The following is an 18,092-nucleotide window of genomic DNA, read 5'->3' as shown; positions in this document are numbered from 1 at the left end:
ACGACCACGATGAACCGCCCCCTTCCGCCCGAGCTTCACCCCGACACCCTGGCCGTGCGCGCCGGCACCGAGCGCACGCAGTTCCGCGAGCACGGCGAGGCGATGTACCTCACCTCGAGCTTCGTCTTCGACAGCGCCGCGCAGGCCGCCGCCTGCTTCTCGGGCGAGGAGGAGGGCTACGTCTACGCGCGCTTCTCCAACCCCACCGTGACCGCGATGCAGAACCGGCTCGCCGCGCTCGAAGGCGGCGAGGCCTGCATCGCCACCGCGTCCGGCATGTCCGCGATCCTGTCGCTGGCGATGGCGACCATGCAGGCGGGCGACCACGTGGTGGCCTCCAACGGGCTGTTCGGCGCCACCCAGCAGCTCTTCGGCGGCATCCTGTCGAAGTTCGGCATCGCCACCAGCTTCGTGCCGGCCACCGAGCTCGACGCCTGGCGCGCCGCGATCACGCCGCGCACCAGGCTCTTCTTCACCGAGACGCCCTCCAACCCGCTCACCGAGGTGATCGACATTGCCGGCGTGGCGGCGATCGCGCGCGCGGCGGGGGTGATCTTCGCGGTCGACAACTGCTTCTGCACGCCGGCGCTGCAGCGCCCGCTGGAGCTCGGCGCCGACGTCGTCGTGCATTCGGCCACCAAGTATCTCGACGGCCAGGGCAGGGTGCTCGGCGGCGCGGTGGTCGGCAGCAAGGCGATCACCGACGAAGTGTTCAAGTTCCTGCGCACCGCCGGGCCGACCCTGTCGCCGTTCAACGCCTGGGTGATCCTCAAGGGCCTGGAGACGCTGCGCATCCGCATGGAGGCGCAGTCGGCGAGTGCGCTCGAGCTGGCGCGCTGGCTCGAGGCCCAGCCGGGCGTGGCGCGGGTGTACTACCCCGGGCTGGAATCCCACCCCCAGCACGCGCTGGCCATGCGCCAGCAAAAGAGCGGCGGCGCCATCGTCAGCTTCGACGTGAAGGGCGGCCGCGAGGCGGCGTGGAAGGTGGTCGACGCCACCCGCCTGATCTCGATCACCGCCAATCTTGGCGACACCAAGAGCACCATCACCCACCCCGCGACCACCACCCACGGCCGCATCAGCGCCGAGGCGCGCGCCACCGCCGGCATCGGCGACGGCCTGCTGCGCATCGCCGTCGGTCTGGAAGACGTCGACGACCTCAAGGCCGACCTCGCCCGCGGCCTGGCGGGCTGACGCGCGTCCGTCGCAGATATCACACCGGCCTCTGCCCGAAGCGTTCGAGCCTCCTGCAGGCGCGACGCAAGTCGTATGGGTTCCTGTAGGAGCGACGCAAGTCGCGATGCGCGGCGCCGATGCGGATCGCCGTCATTTCAGCGCCCGATCGCGACTTGCGTCGCTCCCACGGAAAACCCGCCACAGCCCGGGCCTGTATGTAGGAGCGACGCAAGTCGCGATCCAGCGCGCATCCAAGCAAGACATCGCGCCGGAAAACGCCACCGGAACCATCCCTGGCCTGCCGCACTCGCGACCAAGCCTGCGTCGCCTTCAGGCCTCGCCGTCCAGATCCTCGAACGCCTCCGCCGGCGACAGCGTCATGTCCACGCTCTCCAGGCGCAGGGCGGGCCCGTCGCCTTCGCTCTCGAGCAGGATCCAGTGCCCGGCGTCGCGGCGGTACAGCTCGAGGCGGCGCTGATCGACGTCGACCAGCAGGTATTCCTGCAGATCCGCCAGTTTTCGATAAGCGGCGAACTTGATCCCGCGGTCGTAGGCGGCGGTGGAGTCCGACAACACCTCGACCACCAGCCGCGGATGCTCGATCGCGAGCTCGGCGCGGCGGTCGCGCTCGTCGCAGGTGACCATCACGTCCGGGTAGAAATAGGCGTCGGCATCGGCGACGAAGAGCTTCATGTCGGAGACGAAGGTGTCGCAGCGTGAGCCCTTGAGGTGCGCGCGCAGCTTGGCGTAGATGGCGCCCGCGGCCAGCGCATGCCCTCGCCTCACCCCCACCATCGCGAACACTTCGCCGGCCAGATACTCGTGCTTGTCCGGCTGCGCGGCCTCCCAGTCGAGGTAGGCCTGCCGATTCAGTGTCGCGGCTTCCTGTGCGTGTCCCATTGCGAAGCTCCCGTCGATGTCCCGCCATTGTGGGCGAGGAGGGCGGCGGGTTCAACGCCGCACGCGTGCAAGGCCGTGGATCTCCGGCCGCCGGTCGCCCCCGATCCCCATGGCATCATGTCTGCCCCACATCGTCCCGGACCCGCACCCCATGAAGACCATCGGCCTCCTTGGCGGCATGAGCTGGGAATCCACCGTGCCCTACTACCGCCAGATCAACGAAGCGGTGAAGGCCCGCCTTGGCGGCCTGCACTCGGCCAGGATCGTGCTGTACAGCGTCGACTTCGCCGAGATCGAGCGCCTGCAGCACGCCGGTGACTGGGACGCCGCCGGCGCCGTGCTCGCCGCGGCCGCGCAGGCGCTGGAGCGCGCCGGTGCCGACTTCATCGTGCTGTGCACCAACACCATGCACAAGGTGGCCCCCGCCATCGAGGCCGCGACGAACATCCCGCTGCTCCACATCGCCGACCCGACCGCCGCGGCCATCCGCCACGCCAGCCTGTCCCGCGTCGGCCTGCTCGGCACGCGCTTCACCATGGAGCAGGCCTTCTACCGCGGCCGGCTGGAGGAGCGCCACGGCATCGCGGTGCTCGTCCCCGCAGCGGACGACCGCGAGCGCGTGCATCGCGTGATCTACGAGGAGCTCTGTCTCGGCCGCGTCGAAGACGCCTCGCGTGCCGCCTACCGCGCGGTGATGCGCCGCCTGGTCGAACGCGGCGCGCAAGGCATCATCCTCGGCTGCACCGAGATCTCGATGCTGGTGTCCGCGCAGGACGCGAACGTGCCGCTGTTCGACACCACCGCGATCCATGCGGCGGCGGCGGTGGAGCTGGCGCTCGGGGAGGGGCAGGAGGGGGGCGCCGTGTTGTAGCGCCGGCGAACCCCGGGCGGTGGGACGTGCGGGCAATGCGTACGGCCGCGTCCGCGGGGATAGGCCCGAAGGCTTTTGCGCGCTGCCCTTACATCTCGCGTAAAGGTCGATGGCGCTCGTCTATGCTGAAGCAAGGGGATGACGGGTGTCCGTGTCGGTCGGCAGTGGCCGCGGAGCGTGGCCCCGGCTGCATGTGGAAGGGTGAGCCATGAAAGAACTCATCAAGCGCTTGAGGAAGATCCTCGACACGGTCCAAATGGCCGACGATCTTCGTAAACGCCTCGAAAGGCTGCTGGAGGCCCTCGAGGGGGGGGAACCGACTGATATCGTCATTGCCCGCTTGCTGGCTGATTTGCTCGAGCTGGGTGCTGACCGGCTTCCCGGCCCGGTGGGCGACTTCGTCAAGGCTTATGCGGAGGCATTCCGAAACGCCATCGATGCGATTCTCGCCGTGCTGTGGAAGCGTTACCGCGAGGCACGCCGGGCCGGACTCGACCACCAGGAGGCCAACGACCTCGTCACCTTCGATGCGAAGATCTGCGAATGGCTCCGCTTCCGCTGGTTGCTGGAGCAGTTCGATGAATCGCGTGAAGCGGCTGGCGACGGCGAGAGGGAAGAGATTCCGGGAGGACTGATCCCGGGACCATTCGATCCGCCGGAAGGTGAGCCAGAGCCGCTACCACCCGTGCAGCTCTGGGATGACGAGCACGATGGCTGTTGCCGAGGCCTCAGCGCGCGCCAGCGCGAGCCGGTGGCGAGCATCATCCACGAGCGCGTCTATCGCGAAGGTGGAAGCTGGTACATCGACGCGATTATCGAGATCACGCACCGATGCGGGCTGAAGTTCGGAGGGGTGAGGGCGCTCTACATCAACATCGGGTCGGGCGCCATCAAGCTGCAACGCCACTACGCGACCGAATCGGCTGCCGTCGGCGGTAGGGGAAAGCGGTACACGTGGAGGCGCTTGCAGGTGTCCGCCCAGGAGCCGCGCGAGATCCTCGTGCACGTACGCGCCGTTTCGGCCTGCATCGGTGTCCTGGACCGTATGGTGCGCATCGGCTGATCGACCGAAGGGGCGCGCGGATGCTTCAGCCGCCACTGAGCGCCTGCACGAGGACGAGCGTGTCGTCCGCGCGCAGCGGATGGGCAGGATCGAAGATCTGTCCGCCGTCGGCGAAGAAGCGGACGTGGCGCCGCAGCCGGCCTTGCTCGTCGATGACGCGGAAGCGGATGCCCGGATAGCGACGATCGAGGTCGGTCAGCACCGCATCCAGGGTGGCGCCCTCGGCATCGACCTCTCGCACGCCGGTGTAGGACAGCAGCGGCGTGGGAATCAGCACCTTCATGTCGCGGCGGCGCTCGGATGGCCGGTCTCGACCGCGAGGATCTCCGGCAGGTGCCGTGCGATGCACTGCCAGTGCTCACCCTCGTCGGCGCTCGTCCACAGCTCGCCGCTGGTGGTGCCGAAGTAGAGCCCCAGCGGGTCCAGCCCATCGGCGCACATCGACTGGCGCTTGACCGTCCACCACGCCTGCTGCGGCGGGAGGCCGCGGTCCAGGCGCTGCCAGCTCGCCCCGCCGTCGCGGGTGCCATACACCGCCGGGCGGCCGCCCGGGCTCGTGCGCGGCCAGACGTCGGTGCCGTCCATCGGGAAGATCCACGCGCGCTCGGCGTCGCGCGGATGCACCACGAGCGGAAAGCCGATGTCGCCGACCTCCGCAGGCATGTTGCGACCGATCCGCACCCACTCGTCGCCCGGGCGGTCGAGCCGGTACACGCCGCAGTGATTCTGCTGGTAGAGCCGGTCCGGTGCGCTCGGGCACATCCGGATGCAGTGCGGGTCGTGGAAGCTGGGGTCGGCGCGGTCGAAGCCCTCGACCACCTCGAGCCCGTTCAGGAGTGGCGCGAAGCTGCGCCCGGCGTCGCGGGACTCGTGCACGCCGCCGCCCGACATGCCGATGTACAGATGCGCGGGGTCGCGCGGGTCGATGATGATCGAATGCAGCTTGGGCCCGTCCGGCGTACCGTCCTGCACGGTGCCCATCCACCGGATGTACTGCGCGTCGTCGTTGAGGCAGGAGAACGGCGTCCAGTGCACGCCGCCGTCGGTGGAGCGGAACAGGCCCTGCGGCGAGGTGCCTGCATACCAGCAGCCGGGTTCGCCGGCGGGGGCGGGGGTGAGCCAGAAAGTGTGGTCCACCGTGCGCCCTGTAGTGCCTTGGGGGGCACGCGCGAAGGCGGGCGGCTGGACGGCCTCCGACCAGTGCCGGCCGAGGTCGGTGGAGCGGAACAAGGTGGGGCCAAGATGGCCGGTCCTGGCGGCGGCGAGCAGCGTACGGCCGTCGCGCGGGTCGAGCACCGCGTGGCTGACGATCTGGCCGAGCAGTTGGGGCCCCTCCACCCGCCAGGTCCGGCGCGCGGTGTCGCTGTGGAAGAACCAGGCGCCCTTGCGGGTCGCCACCAGCACCATGATCGTGCCCTCGGATCCGTTCATGACTGAGCTCCGCGCAGGGGCGGACCCGGAAGCCCCCGGGCCGCGCCTTTCCTGTTCTATAGACCAGGATGCTGCGGCTTGCCGGATGCAGGAGCGCGCCGCGGCGGATCGATCAGCGTCCGGAAGCGGCGTCCATGCGCGTGAAATTCGCGCCGTCGAAGGCGAGCCAGGCCGCGTGGCCGCGCCAGTCGGGCAGCACGCGGCGGATGCAGTCGTGGCCGTCCACCCGGATGCAGTGGGTGTCGGGGCGGTGGGTGTGGCCGTGCACCAGCGTGGGGTAGCCGTGTTCGCGCAGCAGCGCGGCGACCGCGTCGGCGTTGACGTCCATGATCTCCATGGCTTTTTCGGCCTTGGCGGCCTCGCTCTTCTGGCGCAGGCCGGCGATGAAGGCCTTGCGCGCGGCCAGCGGCTGGGCGAGGAAGCCGGCCTGCCAGGCGGGGTCGCGCACCTGGCGGCGGAAGGCCTGGTAGGCGAGGTCGTCGGTGCATAGCGCGTCGCCGTGGGCGAGCAGCAGGACGGGGGCGTCGGTAGCGTCTGCGTCGTCGCGATCGCCGCAGCGCACGCGCGCCGGGTCCTCGAGCAGGGTCGCGCCGATCGCCGCGGCGAAGGCCGGGCCGGCGAGCAGGTCGCGGTTGCCGGTCATGAAGAAGACCGCGGTGCCGGCGTCGGCGAGCTGACGGATCGCCGCGGCGATGCGGGCGTTGAAGGGGGTCTCGAGGTCGTCGTCGCCGGCCCAGTATTCGAACAGGTCGCCGAGGATGAAGAGGCTCGCGGCCGCGCGCGCCGGGCCGTGCAGGAAGTCGAGGAAGGCGGCGGCGTTGGCGGGCTCGTCCTCGGTCAGGTGGAGGTCGGAAATGAACAATGCCGGAAGCGCCGCGCGGGCGGCTTCCGGCATCGTGGCGGCGGCCCCGCCCGGCCGGGCCGGGGCGGAGGCGACTTGCGAAGGGTCGCGCGCGGGCACGATCAGACGACTTCGGCGCGCTCGATGATCACGTCTTCCTTCGGCACGTCCTGGTGGAAGCCGCTGGAGCCGGTCTTGACCTTGCGGATGCTGTCGACCACGTCCATGCCCTCGCTGACCTTGCCGAACACACAGTAGCCCCAGCCCTGCAGGTCGGGCGAGGTGTGGTTGAGGAAGGCGTTGTCGGCGACGTTGATGAAGAACTGCGCGGTGGCCGAGTGCGGGGCCTGGGTGCGCGCCATGGCGATGGTGCCGCGGTCGTTCTTGAGGCCGTTGTCGGCCTCGTTCTTGATCTGCTCGCCAGTGGCCTTCTGCTTCATGCCGGGCTCGAAGCCGCCGCCCTGGATCATGAAGCCGTCGATGACGCGGTGGAAGACGGTGTTGTCGTAGTGGCCGGCCTCGACGTAGGCGAGGAAGTTGGCCACGGTGACGGGGGCCTTCTCGGCGTCGAGTTCGAGGGTGATGACGCCGTGGTTGGTGTGCAGCTTGACTGCCATGGGGGTTCTCCTGGGGTGGGTCCGGTGTGGGCCCGGCAGCGTGGTCGCCGGGCAGGGGGGTGTGGGTTCGCTTCGCGGGCTTACTTCGCAGGCTTCTTCGCCGGCGCGGCGGTGCCGACCACGCGCGCGCTCTCGACGACGATCGCCTCGACCGGGACGTTCTGGTGGAAGCCGCGGTTGGCGGTGGGCAGCTTGGCGATCTTGTCGACGACCTCCATGCCCTTGACGACCTTGCCGAACACCGCGTAGCCCCAGCCGTCGCGCGACGGGTAGTCGAGGAAGGTGTTGGGGACGAGGTTGATGAAGAACTGCGCGCTCGCCGAGTGCGGGTCGGAGGTGCGCGCCATCGCCAGGGTGCCGCGCTCGTTCTTGAGGCCGTTTTTGGCCTCGTTCTCGATCGGGGCGCGCGTGGCCTTCTGGTTCATGCTTGCGTCGAAGCCGCCGCCCTGCACCATGAAGCCGTCGATCACGCGGTGGAACACGGTGCCGTCGTAGAAGCCGTCCTTCACATACTGCACGAAGTTCTCGGCGGACTTGGGCGCCTTGTCGGCGAAGACCTCGACGACGATATCGCCCTGGCTGGTCTTGAGCTCGACCGTCGGGTTGGCGGCGAGCACCGGGAAGGCTAGGCTGGCCGCGGTGGCGAAGGCAAGCAGGTGTCGTTTCATGGGGACTCCTGGAATGGGGCGGAAGGATGGCCGCCGGGATGGCTGGAGAGCTGGCAGGACGCGGGCGCTCCGGGCAAGCCCGATGCGCGTGCCGCATGCGCTCCCGATGCACGCCGGGCGGCCGGGCCCGGGGAAGGGGGCGGAGGCGGCGTGCTATACTCGCGCGCTTGCGTGGGCCTGCCGAAGTCCGCCTCGAGCGCCGGATTCTAGCAACAAGCCCCCCCCCCTCACAATCGAGCCGCCGCCCGCGTTCCGCCTGCGGCCGGCCTCCAGCAACGACCCGCCCGCACCGATGCTCTCCATCTACAACACCCTGTCGCGCAGCAAGGAAGCCTTCACGCCCATCGAACCCGGCAAGGTCCGCATGTACGTCTGCGGCATGACGGTGTACGACTTCTGCCACCTCGGCCATGCGCGCGTGATGGTGGTGTTCGACATGGTGGCGCGCTGGCTGCGCGCGAGCGGGCTGGACGTGACCTACGTGCGCAACATCACCGACATCGACGACAAGATCATCCGCCGCGCGCAGGAGAACGGCGAGAGCATCCGCCAGCTCACCGACCGCTTCATCGCCGCGATGCACGAGGACGCCGACGCGCTCGGCGTGCTGCGCCCCGACCACGAGCCGCGCGCCACCGACTACGTCGCGCAGATGCAGTCGCTGATCTCGCGCCTGGAGCAGAAGGGCCTGGCCTACGTGGCCGGCAACCGCGACGTGTGCTACGCGGTGCGCAAGTTCGACGGCTACGGCAAGCTGTCGGGCAAGTCGCTCGACGAGTTGCGCGCCGGCGAGCGTGTGGATGTAGCGCAGGACAAGAACGACCCGCTCGACTTCGTGTTGTGGAAGCACGCCAAGGTCGAGGAGCCGGGCGAGGTGAAGTGGGCCTCGCCCTGGGGCGAGGGCCGGCCGGGCTGGCACATCGAATGCTCGGCGATGAGCTCGGACCTGCTCGGCGACCACTTCGACATCCACGGCGGCGGCATGGACCTGCAGTTTCCGCACCACGAGAACGAGATCGCCCAGTCCGAAGGCGCGCACGGCCATGCCTTCGTCAACTATTGGATGCACAACGGCTTCGTGCGCGTCGACGACGAGAAGATGTCGAAGTCGCTCGGCAACTTCTTCACCATCCGCGAGGTGCTGCAGAAGTACGATCCGGAGGTGGTGCGCTTCTTCATCCTGCGCGCGCACTACCGCAGCGCGCTCAACTACTCCGACGCCCACCTCGAGGACGCCCGCAACGCGCTCACCCGCCTGTACACCGCGCTCAAGAACGTGCCGGTGGCCGGTGAGCCGGTGGTCGACTGGAGCGAGCCCTTCGCGCAGCGCCTGCGCGCGGCGATGGACGACGACTTCAACACCGCCGAAGCGGTGGCGGTACTGTTCGAGCTCGCCAACGAGGTCAACCGCAGCGCCGCGCCGGCGCTCGCCGCGCAACTGAAGGCGCTCGGCGGCGTGCTCGGCCTGTTGGGACGCGAACCGCAGGCCTTCCTGCAGGCGGGTGCGCCCGACGCGGACGGGCTGGACGCCGACGCGATCGAGGCGAAGATCGCCGAGCGCGCGGCCGCCAAGAAGGCGAAGAACTTCGCCGAGGCCGACCGCATCCGCGCAGAGCTGACCGAGGCCGGCGTGATCCTCGAGGACGGCCCCGGCGGCACCACCTGGCGCCGCGCCTGAGCCTGCAGCGGCCAGCGGGGCGACTGCGCTGGTCGGCATCAGCGCTGTGCTGTGGCGCAGGTCACCGCGGTATCGCCAGGCGCTGCCGTGGCTGGCCGAGTTGAATCCAAACGATCCGAACCCGTACAAGGAACCCCGCACATGATCATCACCGGCTTCCAGAGCCTGCTCGACGCCGCGCGCCAGCAACCCGAACCGCAGCGCCTGCTGCTCGTCTTCACCCGCGCCGAGCTGCCGGAGAAGGCCACCGCCGAGCAGCGCGCCAAGTTCGAGCAGGGCGAGGGCGGGGCGCTGGTTCCGGTGATGTATGTGGACAAGAAGCCCGACGAGCTGCAGAGCTTCGAGGAACTGGTCGAGGAGTCGCGCCACACCGGGCAGAGCTGGGACATGATGTTCGTCGGTTGCCTGAGCGGGCAGGGCGGGCGCGAGCCGAGCGACGATACGGTGCAGAAGGCGCTCGAGACCATGATCATGTCGATCCAGGGCGGCATCGTCGCCCACCTGCTGGCCTACCGCCCGAACGGCGAGCAGGTCTGGCTGCCCGACCAGGCCGAAGGGCTGGCCTGAGCCTCTCAGTCGCGCGGCGGTCGTTGGGCGGCTGAAATCGCGACTTGCGTCGCTCCTACGGGGGACGCATCGGGCGTTGGCCGGCGTGACGGTTTCCGTGGGAGCGACGCAAGTCGCGATCGACGTCGCGAGCCGCGACGCGCGGCGGCGGGCGTGACGGTTTCCGTGGAAGCGACGCAAGTCGCGATCGACGTTGCGAGCCGCGACGCGCGGCGGCGGGCGTGACGGTTTCCGTGGGAGCGACGCAAGTCGCGATCGACGTTACGAGCCGCGACGCGCGGCGGCGGGCGTGACGGTTTCCGTGGGAGCGACGCAAGTCGCGATCGACGTCGCGAGCCGCGACGCGCGGCGGCGGGCGCGAGGCGGCTGAAACCGGGCCCGCCCCGCGCCCGCGAACAGGCGTCAGCCGCCGAAGAAGTCCCGCACCTTGTCCATCCAGCCCTGCGCCTTGGGGTTGTGGCGCGTGGCGTTGCCGCTGGCGCTCTCCTCGAACTCGCGCAGCAACTCCTTCTGACGCTCGGTCAGGTTCACCGGGGTCTCGACCACCACGTGGCACATCAGGTCGCCGTGCACGTGGCTGCGCACGTTCTTGATGCCCTTGCCGCGCAGCCGGAAGACCTTGCCGCTCTGCGTCTCCGCGGGGATCTTCAGCCGCGCCATGCCTTCCAGCGTCGGGATCTCGATCTCGCCGCCGAGCGCCGCGGTGGTGATGCTGATCGGCATCTCGCAGTGCAGGTCGTCGTGGTCGCGCTCGAACACCGCGTGCTTGCGGATGTGGATCTCGACGTAGAGGTCGCCCGGCGGGCCGCCGTTGAGGCCGGGCTCGCCGTGGCCGGCGTGACGCAGGCGCATGCCGTCGTCGATGCCGGCGGGGATCTTCACCTCGAGCGTCTTCTGCTTCTTGGTGCGGCCGGCGCCGCCGCAGTCGCGGCAGGGGTCGGGGATGATCTTGCCGCTGCCGTGGCACTTCGGGCAGGTCTGCTGGATCGAGAAGAAACCTTGCTGCACGCGCACCTGGCCGTGGCCCTGGCAGGTGGGGCAGGGCTTGGGATGGGTGCCGGGCTTGGCGCCACTGCCGTGGCAGGTGCCGCACTCCTCGACGGTGGGGATGCGGATCGTCTTCTCGGCGCCGCGCGCGGCCTCTTCCAGGGTGATCTCGAGGTTGTAGCGCAGGTCGGCGCCGCGATAGACGTTCGAGCGCCCGCCGCGTCCGCCGCCCCCGAAGAGGTCGCCGAAGATGTCGCCGAAGGCGTCGGCGAAGCCGTCGAAGCCCTGCGCGCCGGGGCCCGCGCCCATCGACGGATCGACGCCGGCGTGGCCGTAGCGGTCGTAGGCAGCCTTCTTCTGCGGGTCGGAGAGCATCTCGTAGGCCTCCTTGGCCTCCTTGAACTTCTCCTCGGCTTCCTTGTTGTCCGGATTGCGGTCCGGATGAAACTTCATGGCCAGCTTGCGGTAGGCCTTCTTGATCTCGTCGTCGCCGGCGTCGCGGTTGACGCCCAGGACTTCGTAGTAATCGCGTTTGGACATGGTGCTGCGCTCAGTCTGGTCTCAAGCAAAGGCCGAGCCGGCACCGGAGCAGGGCTCCGGCGGGGCTCGGCCGCGAAGGATTCGCCAGAACGACGATTACTTCTTGTCCTTCACTTCGGTGAATTCGGCATCCACCACGTCGGCGTCGTCGGCCTTGCCGCCGGCCTGCTGGCCGCCCGCTCCCGCACCTGGCTGGGCGCCGCCTTCGGCCTGGGCCTGGGCGTACATGTGCTCGCCGAGCTTCTGCGCGGCCATCGCCAGGGCCTGGCTCTTGGCTTCGATGCTGTCCTTGTCGCCGCTCTTGATCGACTCTTCGGCCTCCTTCATCGCGGCTTCGATCTTGGACTTCTCGTCGTCGGAGAGCTTGTCGCCGTACTCGGTCAGCGCCTTCTTGGTCGAGTGGATCAGTGCGTCACACTGGTTGCGCGCGTCGACCAGCTCGTGGGCCTTCTTGTCTTCCTCGGCGTGCGCCTCGGCGTCGCGCACCATGCGCTGGACTTCCTCGTCCGACAGGCCGGAGTTGGCCTGGATCTTGATCTTGTTCTCCTTGCCGGTCGCCTTGTCCTTGGCCGACACGTGCAGGATGCCGTTGGCGTCGATGTCGAAGGTGACCTCGATCTGCGGCATGCCGCGCGGCGCCGGCGGGATGTCGGAGAGGTTGAACTGGCCCAGGCTCTTGTTGCCCGAGGCCATCTCGCGCTCGCCCTGCAGGACGTGGATGGTCACGGCCGACTGGTTGTCGTCGGCGGTCGAGAAGACCTGGCTGGCCTTGGTCGGGATCGTGGTGTTCTTCTGGATCAGCTTGGTCATCACGCCGCCCAGGGTCTCGATGCCCAGCGACAGCGGGGTGACGTCGAGCAGCAGCACGTCCTTGACCTCGCCCTGCAGCACGCCGCCCTGGATGGAGGCGCCCACCGCCACGGCCTCATCAGGGTTGACGTCACGGCGCGGCTCCTTGGCGAAGAACTCCTTCACGCGGTCGATGACCTTGGGCATGCGGGTCTGGCCGCCGACCAGGATCACGTCGTCGATGTCCGAGACCTTGAGGCCGGCGTCCTTCAGCGCGATGCGGCAGGGCTCGATCGAGCGCTCGATCAGGTCTTCCACCAGCGACTCGAACTTGGCGCGGGTGATCTTGATCGCGAGGTGCTTTGGGCCCGAGGCGTCGGCGGTGATGTAGGGCAGGTTGATCTCGGTCTGCTGGCCGGAGGACAGCTCGATCTTGGCCTTCTCGGCGGCTTCCTTCAGGCGCTGCAGTGCGAGCACGTCGTTCTTGAGATCGACGCCCTGTTCCTTTTTGAACTCGGTGACGATGTAGTCGATGATGCGCTGGTCGAAGTCCTCGCCACCCAGGAAGGTGTCGCCGTTGGTCGCCAGCACCTCGAACTGGTGCTCGCCGTCGAGGTCGGCGATCTCGATGATCGAGATGTCGAAGGTGCCGCCGCCGAGGTCATACACCGCGATCTTGGAGTCGCCCGGCTTCTTGTCCATGCCGAAGGCGAGCGCGGCCGCGGTGGGCTCGTTGATGATGCGCTTGACTTCCAGGCCGGCGATGCGGCCGGCGTCCTTGGTGGCCTGACGCTGGCTGTCGTTGAAGTAGGCCGGCACGGTGATGACCGCTTCGGTGACTTCCTCGCCGAGGTAGTCCTCGGCGGTCTTCTTCATCTTGCGCAGGATCTCGGCGGAGACCTGCGGCGGCGCGATCTTCTTGCCGCGCACTTCCACCCAGGCGTCGCCGTTGTCGGCCTTGGTGATGGTGAAGGGCATCAGGTCGATGTCCTTCTGCACTTCCTTCTCCTGGAAGCGACGGCCGATCAGGCGCTTGATCGCGAACAGGGTGTTCTTGGCGTTGGTGACCGCCTGGCGCTTGGCCGGCGCGCCGACCAGGATCTCGCCGTCTTCGGCGTAGGCGACCACCGAGGGGGTGGTGCGCGCGCCTTCGGAGTTCTCGATGACCTTCGGCTTGCCGCCTTCCATCACGGAGACGCAGCTGTTGGTGGTGCCGAGGTCGATACCGATGATCTTGCCCATGAGAGTTCCTTTTTCGTCTGGATTCGGGTGGCGCGGCCTGTGGCGCGCCGGTCTGGTTCGAATATGGGGCGGGCGGACGCGCTTTCAAGCGCGCCGCGCGAATTTGCCTGCGGGGGTTACTGGGCCTTGCCCTTGGAGACCATCACCATCGCCGGGCGGATGACGCGCTCGCTGAGCAGGTAGCCCTTCTGCAGCACGGTGACGACGGTGTTGGGCTCGGCATCGGCCTCGACCATGCTGATCGCCTGGTGCTTGTTGGGGTCGAACTTCTGCCCGAGCGGGTTCTCCTCGGCGAGCTTGGCGCCCTCGAACGCGGAGATCAGCTGCCGGAGGGTGAGCTCCACGCCCTCGCGCATCTTCTCGACGGTCTGGTTCTCGGTGGCGAGCGCGGCCTCCAGGCTGTCCTTGACCGGCAGCATCGCGGTGGCGAACTTCTCGGCGGCGAATTTGGAGGCCTTGGCGATGTCGTCCTGCGCGCGTCGGCGCAGGTTTTCGGTCTCGGCCTTGGCGCGCAGCCAGGCGTCGTGGTGCTCGGCGGCCTTCAGCTCGGCCTGGCGCAGCGCCTCCTCGAGGCTCGGCATGCTGTCGATGCCGTTCTCCGGCGCGGTGTCCGCCGCCGCAGCGGCGGCCTGGAGGTCGAGCTCCGGGCCTCGCTGCGCGGGCTGCTGCGCGCCGCCCTGCGCGGCCTGTTCCGCCGGCTGGTCGGTGGGGTTCTGGCTGGCCTGGTTCGGGTCCTGCATGTCGGTTGGCTCCGTGTTGGAATGCGAAACAGCCGGGTACTTGGGGACGGTCTGCGCGAGTTCAAGAGGCGCGGCGGAAAAATGTCCGACGGGCTAGCATCGTCCGCGGCATGCGCCCGCGAACGAAGGCCGGCGATGGTGGCATGGTAAGATCACATGTTTTGGTTTTCGCGGCTCGCCCGCCTTGAAGCATGACCCAGTTCGCCAAGGAAACCCTGCCGATCAGCCTCGAAGAGGAGATGCGCCACTCCTACCTCGATTACGCGATGAGCGTGATCGTGGGGCGGGCGCTCCCCGATGCGCGCGACGGCCTCAAGCCGGTGCATCGGCGCGTGCTGTTCGCGATGCACGAACTGTCCAACGACTGGAACCGCGCCTACAAGAAGTCGGCGCGTATCGTCGGCGACGTCATCGGCAAGTACCACCCGCACGGCGACACCGCGGTGTACGACACCATCGTGCGCATGGCGCAGGACTTCTCGCTGCGCTACATGCTGGTCGATGGCCAGGGCAACTTCGGCTCGGTCGACGGCGACAACGCGGCGGCAATGCGATACACCGAGATCCGCATGGCGCGCATCGGCCATGAGCTGCTGGCCGACATCGACAAGGAGACGGTGGACTTCGGGCCGAACTACGACGGCTCGGAGAAGGAGCCGCTGGTCCTGCCCGCGCGCATCCCCAACCTGCTGATCAACGGCTCGGCCGGCATCGCGGTGGGCATGGCGACCAACATCCCGCCGCACAACCTGGGCGAGATCGTCGACGCCTGCCTGAAGCTGCTCGCCGAGCCCGACACCGACATCGAGGCCCTGATCGACATCGTGCAGGCGCCCGACTTCCCCACCGCGGCCCTCATCTATGGCCTCGCCGGGGTGCGCGAGGGCTACCGCACCGGCCGCGGCCGCGTGATCATGCGCGCGCGCACGCACTTCGAGCCGATCGGCAAGACCGATCGCCAGGCCATCATCGTCGACGAGCTGCCCTACCAGGTGAACAAGCGCACCCTGCAGGAGCGCATGGCCGAGCTGGTCAACGAGAAGAAGATCGAGGGCATCAGCGAGATCCGCGACGAGTCGGACAAGTCGGGCATGCGCCTGGTGATCGAGCTCAAGCGCGGCGAGATGCCCGAGGTGGTGTTGAACAAGCTGTTCAAGCACACCCAGCTGCAGGACAGCTTCGGCATGAACATGGTGGCGCTGGTCGACGGCAAGCCGCGCCTGCTCAACCTCAAGCAGATGCTGGTGTGCTTCCTCGAGCACCGCCGCGAGGTCGTCACCCGCCGCACCATCTTCGAGCTGCGCAAGGCGCGCGATCGTGGCCACATCCTCGAAGGCCTGGCGGTGGCGCTGTCCAACGTCGACGAGATCATCGCGCTGATCAAGGCCGCGCCCACGCCGGCCGATGCCAAGCGCGAGCTGATGGCGCGCGAGTGGCGCTCGGCGCTGGTCGAGGAGATGCTGGCGCGCGCACTGGCCGACAGCTACCGGCCGGAAGGGCTGGATCCGCAGTACGGGCTGCAGGCGCAGGGTTACCGGCTGTCCGAAGCCCAGGCCCAGGCCATCCTCGAATTGCGCCTGCAGCGTCTGACCGGGCTGGAGCAGGACAAGATCGTCGGCGAATACCGCGAGGTCATGGACGTCATCACCGACCTGCTCGACATCCTCGCCCGCCCCGAGCGCATCACCGCGATCATCGTCGAGGAGCTCGGCGCGATCCGCAACCAGTTCGGCGATCCGCGCCGCTCCGAGCTGGTGATGAACACCGCCGAGATCAACATCGAGGACCTGATCACGCCGGAAGACATGGTCGTGACCCTGTCGCACACCGGCTACTTCAAGCGCCAGCCGCTCGCCGACTACCGCGCCCAGCGCCGCGGTGGCCGCGGCAAGCAGGCGACCTCGATGAAGGACGAGGACTTCATCGACCACCTCTTCGTCGCCAACACTCACGACACGGTGCTGTGCTTCTCCAACCGCGGGCGCTGCTACTGGCTCAAGGTGTACGAGGTCCCCGAGGGCACGCGCAACTCGCGCGGCAAGCCGATCGTGAACCTCTTCCCGCTGGTGGAAGGCGAGAAGATCACCGCGGTGCTGCCGATCAAGGAGTTCGACGAGGAGCACTTCGTGTTCATGGCGACCTCGGAAGGCACGGTCAAGAAGACCGCGCTCACCGCGTTCTCCAATCCGCGCAAGGCCGGCATCATCGCGGTCAACCTGGACGACGGCGACCACCTGATCGGGGTGGCGATCACCGACGGCCAGTGCGACGTGATGCTGTTCTCCGACGCCGGCAAGGCGGTGCGCTTCGCCGAGACCGACGTGCGCCCGATGGGGCGCGACGCGCGCGGCGTGCGCGGCATGACGCTGGAGGACGGTCAGGCGGTGATCGCGATGCTGGTGGCCAAGGACGAGTCGCAGTCGGTGCTGACCGCGACCGAGAACGGCTACGGCAAGCGCACCCCGGTGGCGGAATACACCCGCCACGGCCGCGGCACCAAGGGCATGATCGCGATCCAGACCAGCGACCGCAACGGCAGGCTGGTGGGCGCGGTGCTGGTCGAGCCGAGCGACGAGGTGATGCTGATCTCCACCGGCGGCGTGCTGATCCGCACCAGCGTCGAGAGCATCCGCGAGATGGGCCGCTCGACCCAGGGCGTGACCCTGATCAACCTGGACGAGGGCACCTTCCTCGCCAGCATCGAGAAGGTGGCCGAGTCCGAGTCGGACGAGAGCATGCGTGCCAGCGGCGAGGGCGCCGAGGGCGGCGAGGCCGAAGGCGGCGCACAAGCCGCGCCGGGCGAGGGCGAGGCCCCCGCTGCGGACGAGGAAGGAGAGGCCTGATGAGTCGCGTGTGGAACTTCAGCGCCGGTCCCGCGGTGCTGCCCGAAGAGGTGCTGCGCCAGGCCGCCGACGAGATGCTCGACTGGCACGGCAGCGGCATGGGCGTCATGGAGATGAGCCATCGCGGCAAGGAATTCACCGCGATCGCCGCCCAGGCCGAGGCCGACCTGCGCGAGCTGCTCGCGGTGCCGGCCGGCTACCGCGTCCTCTTCATGCAGGGCGGGGCCATCGCCGAGAACGCGATCATCCCGATGAACCTGATGGGCGACAGGCGTGTGGCCGACTACGTGGTCACCGGTTCGTGGTCGCAGAAGTCGCAGAAGGAAGCGCGCAAGTACGCCGAGGTGAACATCGCCGCCTCGTCCGAGGCGGGCGGCTTCACCACCGTGCCGGCGATGGCGGACTGGAGGCTGTCGGCCGACCCGGCCTACGTGTTCACCTGCACCAACGAGACCATCGGCGGCCTCGAGTACCCCTTCGAGCCCGACCTCGCGCAGATCGGCCGCGGCGAGGTGCCGGTGGTGGCCGACATGTCCTCGCACATCCTGTCGCGTGTGATCGACGTCTCGAAGTACGGCCTCATCTTCGGCGGCGCGCAGAAGAACATCGGCCCGGCGGGTCTCACCATCGTGATCGTGCGCGAGGACCTGCTCGGGCGCGCGATGCCGCACTGCCCCACCGCCTTCGACTTCAAGACCGTGGCCGACAACGGCTCGATGTACAACACGCCGCCCACCTACGGCATCTACATCGCCGGGCTGGTCTTCCAGTGGCTCAAGCGCCAGGGCGGGGTGGCGGCGATCGAGGCGCAGAACGTCGCCAAGGCGAAGCTGCTGTACGACTTCCTCGACGCCAGCGATTTCTACGAGAATCGCATCGACCCGGCCTGCCGTTCGCGCATGAACGTGCCCTTCTTCCTCAAGGACGAGACCTTGAACGACGCCTTCCTCGCCGAGGCCAAGGCCGCCGGGCTGGTGCAGCTGAAGGGTCACAAGTCGGTCGGCGGCATGCGCGCGTCGATCTACAACGCGATGCCGCTCGCGGGCGTGCAGGCGCTGGTCGACTTCATGCGCGACTTCGCCGCCCGCCGCGGCTGAGGCCGCGCGGGGCAGGGCAAGGCGGGACGGAAACACGGGACA

At 68.6% G+C, this 18,092-nt stretch carries 16 protein-coding genes; 7 read left to right on the top strand and 9 right to left on the bottom strand.

From position 1 onward, the window contains the following. Nucleotides 1-9: 9 nt before the first annotated feature. Nucleotides 10-1,194: an O-succinylhomoserine sulfhydrylase gene (locus ACZ5PP_RS06980; RefSeq protein WP_012585800.1), complete on the top strand. Its 1,185-nt coding sequence runs from the start codon at nucleotides 10-12 to the stop codon at nucleotides 1,192-1,194. Between the two features lie 312 nt (nucleotides 1,195-1,506). Here the strand turns inward: ACZ5PP_RS06980 and ACZ5PP_RS06975 are convergent, their stop codons facing one another. Further along, entirely contained in the window at nucleotides 1,507-2,076 is a 570-nt protein-coding gene (locus ACZ5PP_RS06975; protein ID WP_012585799.1) for a Uma2 family endonuclease, read from the bottom strand. A 151-nt stretch (nucleotides 2,077-2,227) separates the two neighbouring features. Between ACZ5PP_RS06975 and ACZ5PP_RS06970 the strand changes: the two genes are divergently transcribed. Continuing rightward, a complete protein-coding gene (locus ACZ5PP_RS06970; RefSeq protein ID WP_012585798.1) occupies nucleotides 2,228-2,947 on the top strand; it encodes an aspartate/glutamate racemase family protein in 720 nt (239 codons plus the stop codon). A 208-nt stretch (nucleotides 2,948-3,155) separates the two neighbouring features. Next, nucleotides 3,156-4,010 (top strand): hypothetical protein, encoded by an 855-nt coding sequence (locus ACZ5PP_RS06965; RefSeq protein WP_004322215.1) that lies wholly within the window; start codon nucleotides 3,156-3,158, stop codon nucleotides 4,008-4,010. A gap of 25 nt (nucleotides 4,011-4,035) precedes the next feature. Here ACZ5PP_RS06965 and ACZ5PP_RS06960 read toward each other — a convergent pair whose 3' ends face one another. The 5 genes from ACZ5PP_RS06960 to ACZ5PP_RS06940 form a co-directional block, all read right to left on the bottom strand. Continuing rightward, nucleotides 4,036-4,293, bottom strand: coding sequence for a MoaD/ThiS family protein (locus tag ACZ5PP_RS06960; RefSeq protein ID WP_004322216.1), 258 nt, complete (start codon nucleotides 4,291-4,293; stop codon nucleotides 4,036-4,038). Then, nucleotides 4,290-5,441 carry a beta propeller repeat protein gene (locus ACZ5PP_RS06955; protein WP_273422837.1) on the bottom strand — a complete coding sequence of 384 codons (1,152 nt, stop codon included), beginning with the start codon at nucleotides 5,439-5,441 and terminating at the stop codon, nucleotides 4,290-4,292. The genes ACZ5PP_RS06960 and ACZ5PP_RS06955 overlap by 4 nt, the downstream gene beginning before the upstream one ends. 112 nt (nucleotides 5,442-5,553) lie before the next feature. Continuing rightward, the gene (locus ACZ5PP_RS06950; protein WP_004322219.1) at nucleotides 5,554-6,336 is read right to left on the bottom strand and encodes a UDP-2,3-diacylglucosamine diphosphatase; all 783 of its coding nucleotides are present in this window, start codon (nucleotides 6,334-6,336) and stop codon (nucleotides 5,554-5,556) included. 68 nt (nucleotides 6,337-6,404) lie between these two features. Continuing rightward, nucleotides 6,405-6,899, bottom strand: a complete 495-nt coding sequence (locus tag ACZ5PP_RS06945) for a peptidylprolyl isomerase (RefSeq protein WP_004322220.1) — start codon at nucleotides 6,897-6,899, stop codon at nucleotides 6,405-6,407. An 80-nt stretch (nucleotides 6,900-6,979) separates the two neighbouring features. After that, entirely contained in the window at nucleotides 6,980-7,567 is a 588-nt protein-coding gene (locus ACZ5PP_RS06940) for a peptidylprolyl isomerase (protein ID WP_004322221.1), read from the bottom strand. A 292-nt stretch (nucleotides 7,568-7,859) separates the two neighbouring features. On the opposite strand from ACZ5PP_RS06940, the gene cysS reads away from it, so the two are divergent. Next, the gene (gene cysS / locus ACZ5PP_RS06935; protein WP_012585797.1) at nucleotides 7,860-9,245 is read left to right on the top strand and encodes a cysteine--tRNA ligase; all 1,386 of its coding nucleotides are present in this window, start codon (nucleotides 7,860-7,862) and stop codon (nucleotides 9,243-9,245) included. Nucleotides 9,246-9,386: 141 nt separating this feature from the next. Then, nucleotides 9,387-9,812 (top strand): hypothetical protein, encoded by a 426-nt coding sequence (locus ACZ5PP_RS06930; protein WP_004328313.1) that lies wholly within the window; start codon nucleotides 9,387-9,389, stop codon nucleotides 9,810-9,812. Between the two features lie 402 nt (nucleotides 9,813-10,214). On the opposite strand, the gene dnaJ is transcribed toward ACZ5PP_RS06930, so the two are convergent. From dnaJ to grpE, 3 genes are all read right to left on the bottom strand, one after another. Continuing rightward, nucleotides 10,215-11,339, bottom strand: coding sequence for a molecular chaperone DnaJ (dnaJ, locus tag ACZ5PP_RS06925; RefSeq protein WP_004298989.1), 1,125 nt, complete (start codon nucleotides 11,337-11,339; stop codon nucleotides 10,215-10,217). A 96-nt stretch (nucleotides 11,340-11,435) separates the two neighbouring features. Further along, nucleotides 11,436-13,370: a molecular chaperone DnaK gene (dnaK, locus tag ACZ5PP_RS06920; RefSeq protein ID WP_004298992.1), complete on the bottom strand. Its 1,935-nt coding sequence runs from the start codon at nucleotides 13,368-13,370 to the stop codon at nucleotides 11,436-11,438. A gap of 116 nt (nucleotides 13,371-13,486) precedes the next feature. Continuing rightward, nucleotides 13,487-14,110, bottom strand: coding sequence for a nucleotide exchange factor GrpE (gene grpE / locus ACZ5PP_RS06915; protein ID WP_004298995.1), 624 nt, complete (start codon nucleotides 14,108-14,110; stop codon nucleotides 13,487-13,489). A gap of 191 nt (nucleotides 14,111-14,301) precedes the next feature. Between grpE and gyrA the strand changes: the two genes are divergently transcribed. Next, nucleotides 14,302-16,953, top strand: a complete 2,652-nt coding sequence (gyrA, locus tag ACZ5PP_RS06910) for a DNA gyrase subunit A (RefSeq protein ID WP_464826915.1) — start codon at nucleotides 14,302-14,304, stop codon at nucleotides 16,951-16,953. Beyond that, a complete protein-coding gene (gene serC, locus ACZ5PP_RS06905) occupies nucleotides 16,953-18,050 on the top strand; it encodes a 3-phosphoserine/phosphohydroxythreonine transaminase (protein ID WP_043746612.1) in 1,098 nt (365 codons plus the stop codon). Before gyrA ends, serC begins: the two co-directional genes overlap by 1 nt. Nucleotides 18,051-18,092 lie beyond the last annotated feature (42 nt).

The organism is Thauera sp. DNT-1 (assembly GCF_055393985.1).
This window is presented reverse-complemented; position numbering and strand designations above follow the sequence as displayed.